Below are 6,648 nucleotides of genomic sequence, written 5' to 3' on the forward strand. Positions count from 1 at the left end.
TAGAGGCGATCAGCCGCCGGCCAGCGCGGTCTTCACCGCTGCCGACACCTGGCCCATGTCGGCCTTGCCGGCCAGGCGGGTCTTGACCGCGCCCATCACCTTGCCCATGTCGCCAGGGCCCGAGGCGCCGAGTTCGGCCACGATGGCCTTGACGGCGGCCAGGGTCTCCTCTGCCGACATACGCGCGGGCAGGTAGGCCTGCAGCACCACCAGCTCGGACTTTTCCTTGTCGGCCAGGTCCTGGCGCGCAGCCTGCTCGAACGCGGCGATGGAGTCCTTGCGCTGCTTGATCAGCTTGTCCACGATGGCGATGACGGCCACATCATCGAGCTCGATGCGCTCGTCAACTTCCTTTTGCTTCAGCGCCGCCAGCAGCAGGCGGATGGTGCCCAGGCGCTCACTGTCCTTGGCGCGCATGGCGGTCTTCATGTCTTCGGTGATCTGGTCCTTGAGGGACATGGCATTTCTCCTGAGGTCTTGTCGTTGAATCTGCAAAAAAAGGGAGCGCAAAAAGCAAAAAACCCGCGCCTGGCGTCCCGAGCGCGGGTTGATGCGGCCTGTGAGGGCCAGCGATCAGTACAGCTTCTTGGGCAGCTGCATGCTGCGCACGCGCTTGTAGTGGCGCTTCACGGCGGCAGCCTTCTTGCGCTTGCGCTCGGCCGTTGGCTTTTCGTAGAACTCGCGGGCGCGCAGGTCGGTCAGCAGGCCGAGCTTTTCAATGGTGCGCTTGAAGCGGCGCAGTGCAACGTCAAAGGGTTCGTTTTCTTTTACGCGGATCGTAGTCATTAGCTAATGTGTTCCAAATTTTTTTGCCGCGCAGAGGGTCTTGGGGAGATCGGGCCTCAAGACCATGCGTGGCGGTTGCCCCCGTCTGTAACTAGTATTTGGCCGACGGGGCATGCCAGCGAAGCCGAGCATTATAGCAGTCGGATGCGGGAAATGTGCAAGTGCGTTCCGTGCGCCCCAAGGTGGTGCGTGTGGCGCGGAAATTGCATGTGTACTTACAGAGTGTTTCCATTGCGCCTGGCTTGGGCGCACTGGAGCACGATCTCATCGTCCGGCACCGAACCGCCGGGCGCATCTTGCAGGAACGGGAAACTGGGCACCCATGGCAATCATGCACCGCGTATCAGGTTGGCTAGGCCGGCTCAGTGTGGGCCGCAAGCTCATGCTCATCTATCTGCTGGACCTCACAGCGGTGATCTATGTCTCCAGCATCCTGATCCACGAGAAGAACCAGGCCATCGATTTCACGCGCAAGGAGATCGTGGGCACCAGCTACGCCACCGTGGTGCGCGATGGCCTGCTCGGCCGCTTCCTGCAGCCCGGCCAGCCAGCCCTGTCGGTGGCCGACACGCTGGCGCGCCTGGACACGGTGCGCGCCGAGCACGACGAGGCCCTGCACACCCAGGAGGCCGGCCAGCGCTTCAAGGACGCGCTGGAACGCCTGGGCACCGATGCCGCCGCACAGGCCGATCCGCAGGCCCTCACCCGGTTGCGCAGCCAGTTGCTGCGCGATGGGCGCGAGCTGCTCACCACCGTGGGCAACCAGTCCAACCTGATCCTGGACCCGGACCTGGACAGCTACTACGAGATGTCGCTGTCGGTGTTGCGCTTTCCCGAGCTGCTGCAGGCGGTGCACGACACGGTGAGCTTTTTGAACTCCCCGCGCACCGCGCGCGGGCCGCAATGGTCGTCCGAGCTGCTCACACTGGTGGGCCGGCTGGAGGCCGTCACCCTGGGCATCGAGTCGGACTACAACCAGGCCTTCATCGCCGGCACGCCTGAACTGAGAACCGCGCTGGTGCACGACCGCGAGGCGCTCAACGCCACGCTGCTCGAATTCCAGTCGCACCTGCAGGCCATCGCCAGCGGCGAATCGCGCCTGACCATGGCGCAGCTGACCGAGCAAGAGGCCAAGGTGCTGGGCGCCTTGCAGGCCGCCTGGGGTTCGGGCATCAACGACCTCGATCGCCTGCTGCACCAGCGCGTGGACAGCCTGTACTCGCGCATGTGGCTGCACCTGGGCACAGCACTGGTGCTGCTGGGCTGCATCCTGTCTTTGGTGACGCTGGTGGCGCGCCAGATCGCCAAGCCACTGCAGCAACTGGCCCGCGTGGCCGACGAGGTGAGAAAGAGCGGCGACCACACGCTGCGCGCCCACTGGAGCAGCAGCGACGAAATCGGCCGCTTGGTCACCGCCTTCAATGGCATGCTGGCCCAGCTCGACCGCGAGCGCCTGCTGCAACAGGAGCTGGCCGCCAGCGCCCGTGCCGCCGAAGCCCAGCGCGAGCTGGTCGAGGCCTTCCCCATCCCGCTGATGGTGACCTCCATCCCCGAGCACGAGGTGCTGCACTCCAACGCGCCGGCCGGGCAGTGGCTCAACGGCCGCACCGTGGACCCCTGGGTGGCGGGGCTGGAGCCGGGCGTGCGCGCGCGCTTCTTCCAGCGCCTGGCAGACCAGGGCTCGGTGGACGAGTTCGAGGTGCGCTGGAAAGGCGGGCCCGAACCCTCCTGGGCTGTGCTGTCGGCGCGGCGCCTGGTGTTCCAGGGGCGCGACGCGGTGCTCACGGCCTTCACGCCGATCAATGTGCTCAAGGTCATGGAGCAGCGCCTGGAGCTGTGGGCCAAGGTGTTCGAGGCCTCGTCCGAGGGCATCATCATCATGAACGCCGACCAGCAGATCATCAGCGTGAACAAGGCCTTCTGCCGCAGCACGCACTACGACTTCTATGAGGTGATCGGCGAGGGCCTGGGGTTCCTGCAGGAGGACACCGCAGGGCAGGAGCCGCTGTCGGCCCAGATCGCGCGCGCCATGCAGGACAAGGAGTCCTGGCAGGGCGAGGTGCGCTTTCGCCGCCGCTCGGGCGAGACCTACCCGGCCTGGCTCATGGTCTCGGCCGTGCGCGAGGGCAAGGCGGGGGCAGTGGTCAACCACATCGGCATCGCCATCGACATCACCGACCGCAAGCTCAACGAGGAGCGCATCCAGTTCCTGGCCCACCACGATGTGCTTACCGAGCTGCCCAACCGCTCGCTGTGCGTGCAGCGCCTGCAGCTGGCGCTGGCGCACGCCCAGGCTTGCAACGAGCGCGTGGCCGTGCTGTTCATCGACCTGGACCGCTTCAAGGCCATCAACGACACGCTGGGCCACCACATCGGCGACGGCCTGCTGCGCTCGGTGGCGCAGCGCCTCACGCAGGCCGTGCGCAGCCGCGACACCGTGAGCCGGCTGGGTGGCGACGAGTTCGTGGTCATCATGCGCGACGTGGCCGGGCCCGAAGACGTGCAGCAACTGGTCGAGAACCGGCTGATCCCGCTGATCCGCCAGCCGCACCCCGTGGAGGGCCACGAGCTCAACGTGAGCTGCAGCGTGGGCATCGCGGTCTACCCCGAGGACGGCGGCGACATCGACGAACTCATGCGCCGGGCCGACGCCGCCATGTACGAGGCCAAGACCACCGGCCGCGACATGGCCTTGTTTTATTCGGCCGAGACCGACCAGCGCGCGCTGGCCCGCCAGTCCATGGAGCAGCACCTGCGCCGGGCCCTGGGGCGCGGCGAGTTCAGCCTGCACTACCAGCCACGGCTGAGCGCCCGGGGAGGGCGCCTTCAGGGCGTGGAGGCGCTGCTGCGCTGGAACAACCCGGTGCTGGGCATGGTGCCGCCCAGCGAGTTCATCCCCATTGCGGAAGAGACCGGCATGATCCGCCCCATCGGCGCCTGGGTGCTGCAGCAGGCCAGTGCGCAGTGGCTGGCCTGGCAGTCGCTGGAGTACGAGGGCCCGCTGGGCCGGGCGCCGCATCCGCTGTCCCAGGTATCGGTCTCGGTCAACCTGTCGGCCGCACAGCTGGCCGACCCGCAGCTCGTGCCCGACATCGAGGCGCTGCTGGCCAAGAGCGGCATGCCGGCCCACCGGCTGGAGCTGGAGATCACCGAGTCGCAGCTCATGGACCATGCCAACGCGGCCGAGCGGCAACTGGCCGCGCTCAAGGCGCTGGGGGTGCAGCTGTCCATCGACGACTTCGGTACCGGCTATTCGAGCCTGGCCTACCTGAAGCGCTTCGACATCGACCGGCTCAAGGTGGACAAGTCCTTTATCCACGACATGCTCACCAACCCGGCCGACATGGCCATCACCCGCGCCATCATCGCGCTCGGGCACACGCTGGGCCTGAAGATCGTCGCCGAAGGGGTGGAGGACCTGGCCACCGCCCAGGTGCTGGATGCGCTCGACTGCGAGGAGCTGCAGGGCTTTCATTTCACCCGGCCGCTGCCCGTGGCGCAATTGCAGGAGTGGGTGCTGCACCACGCCAGCCGCCCCGCACTGGGTGATTCGCGCTTTGGCGAACTGGTCAGCATTCCCTGAGCTGTTCACCGGGGGGCCCACTTCGTCGGCGTGCGAAGTGTTCTTGCGCTCACGCGGTGCACACTGTGGGCATGAACACCAACCAGATCGCCCACATCGCCGGCCTCGTGGGCGAGCCCGCGCGCACGGCCATGCTGGTGGCGCTGATGGACGGGCGCGCGCTCACGGCGCGTGAGCTGGCCGATGCCGGCCACATCACCGCCCAGACGGCAAGCCGGCACCTGGCCCTGCTGGTCGAGGCCGGCCTGCTGCGGCTGGAACGCCAGGGCCGCCACCGCTACCACCGACTGGCCTCAGCCGACGTGGCGCGCGTGCTCGAAGGCCTGATGCAACTGGCCGTGCAGCAACCCGCACCCGCCGCTCCCCGGCGGGTGGTGGTCGGCCCGCGCGATGCGGCCCTGCGCACCGCGCGCACCTGCTACGACCACATTGCCGGCCGCCTGGGCGTGGCCATCACCGAGCACCTGCTGGACGAAGGCGCCATGGCCTTCGACGGCGATGCGGGCGGCCACGTCACGGCGCAGGCCGCACCGGTGTTGCAGCGCCTGGGCCTGGATGGAGAGGCCAGCCAGGGCGCGGCGGGCAGCGGCAAGCGCCCGCATTGCCGTCCCTGCCTGGACTGGAGCGAGCGGCGCATGCATGTGGCCGGCCGCCTGGGCGCCGTGATCTGCAGCCATTGCCTGGGCCAGGGCTGGCTGCTGCGCCGTGCCGACAGCCGGGCGCTGGAGATCACGCCTGGCGGTGCCATCGCACTGCGCAACTGGCTAGGCCATGCGCGGTGGAATGCGATGGTCGATCACTGAGCTGTGCTGGCGGGGAGCGCCCCGGCACAGGCATGGGCGCTGGCCCAGGCCCACTGGAAGTTGTAGCCACCCAGCCAGCCGGTCACGTCCACCACCTCGCCGATGAAGTACAGGCCCGGCTGCGTCTTGCACTCCATGGTCTGCTGCGAGAGCACGCGTGTGTCCACGCCGCCCAGCGTCACTTCGGCCTTCTTGTAGCCCTCGGTGCCGGTGGGGGTGAGTTCCCAGCGCGCCAGTTGTTCTGCCAGGCGCGCCAGTGCCTTGTCCGAGGCTTCGGCGACGGGGCGCTGCCAGTCCGCCTCGCGCTGGGCCCAGGCATCGGCCAGGCGGCTCGGCACCAGGGTGGCCAGCTCATTGGCGATGAGCTTGCGCGAGCGCAGCTTGGCCTGCGCCAGCGCGGCCGGCAGGTCCACCGTGGGCGCGAGGTTGATGGCCAGGGGCGTGCCTTCCTGCCAGTAGCTCGATATCTGCAGCACCGCCGGGCCCGACAGGCCCCGGTGCGTGAACAGCAGGTCCTCGTCGAACACCATGCGCGCCTTCTTGGCGCCGGTGCTGATCTGCACCGGCAGCGCCAGGCCCGAGAGCTGCGCATAGGGCGCCCAGGCGTCCCCGTCGAAGGTCATGGGCACCAGGCCTGGGCGTTGTTCGATGAGCTGAACGTTGAACTGCCGCGCCAGCCGGTAGCCGAAATCGGTGGCGCCGATCTTGGGGATGGACAGCCCGCCCGTGGCCACCACCAGGCTGCGCGCCTGCACCGGGCCCCGGTCGGTGTCCACCAGGTAGCTGCCGCCCTGGCCGTCGGTGCCGGTCTGGAAATCGATCTTCTTCACACCGCAGGGCTGCCAGTGCGTCACGCCGCCTGCGGCGCATTCGGCCAGCAGCATGGCGATGATGTCCTCGGCCGAGCGGTCGGCAAACAACTGGCCCTTGTGCTTTTCGTGGTGGGGGATGCCGTGCTTTTGCACCAGCGTGATGAAATCCTGCGGCGTGTAGCGCGACAGCGCCGAGCGGCAGAACTGCGGGTTCTGCCCCACGAAGTGCTTGTGCGGCGCAGCTGGATCGAGGTCGCGGTTGGTGAAGTTGCAGCGCCCCCCGCCCGAGATGCGGATCTTCTCGGCCACCTTCTCGGCGTGGTCGATGAGCAGGACCTTCAGGCCTCGTTGGCCCGCCTGGCCCGCGCAGAACAGGCCGGCTGCGCCGGCGCCGATGATGATGGCGTCAAAGAAAGGGATGGTCATGGATGCCGCGGATTGTAGGGGGGCGAGTCCACTGAAACCGGGAAATCGGCTGTGCGCCGGGGTGGCAGCGGGTGCAGCGCAAGGCGCGGGCTGCGGCCAAGGCTGGCCGCCTTGGCAAATCCCGCAACGCCGCGATGCGCCCGCTGCCACCCCGGCCCGAAGGGTGAGGGTCTGACAGGGCCGCACTCGTCGTTGCCGTGCTCGCCGGGTGTGCAACCCGGCTGCGCCCGGCGCCTAG

General features: G+C 68.1%; 5 protein-coding genes. 2 read left to right on the plus strand and 3 right to left on the minus strand.

Translation table 11 applies throughout. The features are described from left to right. Window positions 1-9: 9 nt before the first annotated feature. Both ASE31_RS00830 and rpsU read right to left on the minus strand, forming a co-directional pair. Window positions 10-459 carry a GatB/YqeY domain-containing protein gene (locus ASE31_RS00830; protein WP_057199652.1) on the minus strand — a complete coding sequence of 150 codons (450 nt, stop codon included), beginning with the start codon at window positions 457-459 and terminating at the stop codon, window positions 10-12. A 114-nt stretch (window positions 460-573) separates the two neighbouring features. After that, window positions 574-786: a 30S ribosomal protein S21 gene (gene rpsU / locus ASE31_RS00835; protein ID WP_007833691.1), complete on the minus strand. Its 213-nt coding sequence runs from the start codon at window positions 784-786 to the stop codon at window positions 574-576. Between the two features lie 322 nt (window positions 787-1,108). On the opposite strand from rpsU, the gene ASE31_RS00840 reads away from it, so the two are divergent. Together ASE31_RS00840 and ASE31_RS00845 are read left to right on the plus strand one after the other, a co-directional pair. Then, window positions 1,109-4,369: an EAL domain-containing protein gene (locus ASE31_RS00840; RefSeq protein WP_057199653.1), complete on the plus strand. Its 3,261-nt coding sequence runs from the start codon at window positions 1,109-1,111 to the stop codon at window positions 4,367-4,369. A gap of 71 nt (window positions 4,370-4,440) precedes the next feature. Beyond that, window positions 4,441-5,172 carry a helix-turn-helix transcriptional regulator gene (locus ASE31_RS00845; RefSeq protein WP_057199654.1) on the plus strand — a complete coding sequence of 244 codons (732 nt, stop codon included), beginning with the start codon at window positions 4,441-4,443 and terminating at the stop codon, window positions 5,170-5,172. Here the strand turns inward: ASE31_RS00845 and ASE31_RS00850 are convergent. Beyond that, complete coding sequence (locus tag ASE31_RS00850) at window positions 5,166-6,410, minus strand: NAD(P)/FAD-dependent oxidoreductase (RefSeq protein WP_057199655.1); 1,245 nt, start codon at window positions 6,408-6,410, stop codon at window positions 5,166-5,168. The two genes, ASE31_RS00845 and ASE31_RS00850, sit on opposite strands and share 7 nt — an antisense overlap. Window positions 6,411-6,648 lie beyond the last annotated feature (238 nt).

Origin of the sequence: Acidovorax sp. Root217 (assembly GCF_001428645.1) — a bacterium.
In the GTDB taxonomy this organism is placed as follows: Bacteria; Pseudomonadota; Gammaproteobacteria; order Burkholderiales; family Burkholderiaceae_C; genus Acidovorax.

What these genes read in the sequence shown, in the direction of transcription:
- ASE31_RS00845 (WP_057199654.1), top strand. Translation starts at nt 4,441, where the DNA reads ATGAACACCAACCAGATCGCCCACATCGCCGGCCTCGTGGGCGAGCCC.
- ASE31_RS00840 (WP_057199653.1), top strand. Translation starts at nt 1,109, where the DNA reads ATGGCAATCATGCACCGCGTATCAGGTTGGCTAGGCCGGCTCAGTGTG.
- ASE31_RS00830 (WP_057199652.1), bottom strand. Translation starts at nt 459, where the DNA reads ATGTCCCTCAAGGACCAGATCACCGAAGACATGAAGACCGCCATGCGC.
- ASE31_RS00850 (WP_057199655.1), bottom strand. Translation starts at nt 6,410, where the DNA reads ATGACCATCCCTTTCTTTGACGCCATCATCATCGGCGCCGGCGCAGCC.
- rpsU (WP_007833691.1), bottom strand. Translation starts at nt 786, where the DNA reads ATGACTACGATCCGCGTAAAAGAAAACGAACCCTTTGACGTTGCACTG.